The organism is Candidatus Thermoplasmatota archaeon (assembly GCA_029907305.1).
Lineage (GTDB): Archaea > Thermoplasmatota > E2 > DHVEG-1 > DHVEG-1 > JARYMC01.
In genome coordinates, this window is record JARYMC010000132.1 from 1 (window position 1) to 1,958 (window position 1,958).

A 1,958-nucleotide genomic window follows, 5' to 3' on the forward strand; every position below is an offset into this window, starting at 1 on the left:
TTTACCAAGTTCATCTCCTTCTTCCTCTATTTTTCTCAGTCCATTGAAGTTTTTTTCGTTGTTTTCATCTAATATTCTTGTCAACAGAATTGTTAGTTTGTCATTCCATGGTAAATCTTGCCTGATTTTTTTCATAAATATATCAGCGTATCTGTAAATTTTCTGTAGGCGTATGACTTCTTTTGGGTGAATAGTAACAATAAGATTTTTTCTAATAAGGATAACGAGCGGATAGACTTTTACATCAAATTTTGTGACCCGTGCAGCAGGAACCATAATTCCAAGTTCGGTTTCAAGGTCTTCGTAGGCAGAACATTGGTTTGATAGCACAGTTGCAATAAGTTGAAGGCTGAATCTTAAAGAAGAGGCTATAAAATAGCTATCCTCATTTATGTTTTCTACAGTGAAATCCATCCATTCAAGCGCATCTTCTTTTAGGAGTTTTACTATATCAGAAACGTTATCACTTTCAACCTTGGTTGTGACACCGTCTTTTGATAAGGATACGTAAAAAGCATTTTTCTGTGTTTTTTCAGCCTCACCCATAAAGTTATCACCCAACGAACAAAACCATTCTAGTTTTACCAGAAATAGTTATTGTACATATAAAGTTAGAGGGTTTATATTAGTTACATAAAAGATTCTATTTTTGCAGTATTGACACGAAGAAAAGATCACCACCTGGAATGTTGGTGAAAGCACCATATTTGTTTTTAATTAGAAATTTTGAATAAGGGTTTTTGTTTAAACCAACGATTTTAAACTGGTTTTGTTTTGAAAAAGTTTCTACAACATCTCTTGTTTCTTCTGGTGTTATAGTGCAAACTGAATATAAAATAAAACCTTCTTCGTTTACTGTTTTTGCAGCATTTTCTAGTATATCAAGTTGAGTCTTTGGGAAATCACCTGGTTCTTCTACGTATTTTGCTTCTGGGTTTCTACGTGCAGCACCAATACCTGTACAGGGTGCGTCAACAAGTGTTACATCAAACTTTTTTCTTGGTAGTTCATCTTCTACTATGATGTTTGCGTTGTATTCCATGGCTCTCTGTTTGATAGTAACTCGTTTCTTCTGGTTTACATCGTAAGCATGCAATGTTTTCTTGTTTTTTGTTATCGACGCCATTGACAGCGATTTGCCACCGTTACCAGCACAAAAATCCAGTATACTATTACCTAGTTTTACTGCCATATACGATATGAGTTGACTGCTTTCATCCTGTACATGGGCGTACCTGTTTTTTATGGCAGAGGAGTATCTACCATTTGATGTTGTTAAAACTGCTGTCTCAAGTTTTGATTGCATCGCAGGTAGTTTTTCTTCATAAAGCGTTTTTATGATCTCCTCTTTGTTACTCTTGTTGAGGTTTACACATAGTGTTGTTGGTGGTCTTTCGTTTAAATATTCTGCTAGAGACTCACGTTTTTTTAGAATTTTTGCTACATATTCAGAGCATGAATATTTGTAATCAAAAGGAAGAGGTTTTGATACCATTTGGGCTTTTACAACAGCGAGTTGTACATAGGTTTCTGGGAGTTTTTTGATACCCCTTTCTTTTATGATATAGTCATATAGTTTTTTCCATCTTACTACGTCGTGAACAATTTCGGCGACATTATCCCTTTGTTCTAGTGTTAAATTGGATGATGGTAGTATATCTCTTAGGCACCTGCTCATATTGCCTTTTTCCAGATATTTATCTATTATTTTTGTTGCGATTTTGTTTATCATCTTATCTTCTACCTATAGAAAAACAGGATAATAAGTTTTTAGGGGGTTATAGGGGCAGTGCATTAAATATATAACTATGTTTTTTATTCTCATTTCTCGATGGCTTTGTTTGATAACAAAAATAAGGTTAGTATAGAGAGCATAGGTAAGCAGGCGTTTCAGGATGAAAAAAAGCTTGCTGATCTGCTTGATGGTGTTCTATCAAAACAGGAGGATATTCGTTATA

Annotated in this window: 2 protein-coding genes; both read right to left on the reverse strand. The window is 34.5% G+C overall.

Annotation, left to right across the window (positions count from 1 at the left end; translation table 11 throughout):
• Window positions 1-546, reverse strand: a 546-nt coding sequence (locus QHH19_07275) for a CorA family divalent cation transporter (protein ID MDH7518121.1), incomplete at its 3' end; no start/stop codon positions are given.
• A gap of 97 nt (window positions 547-643) precedes the next feature.
• A complete protein-coding gene (locus QHH19_07280; GenBank protein MDH7518122.1) occupies window positions 644-1,732 on the reverse strand; it encodes an RsmB/NOP family class I SAM-dependent RNA methyltransferase in 1,089 nt (362 codons plus the stop codon).
• Between the last annotated feature and the right edge of the window lie 226 nt (window positions 1,733-1,958).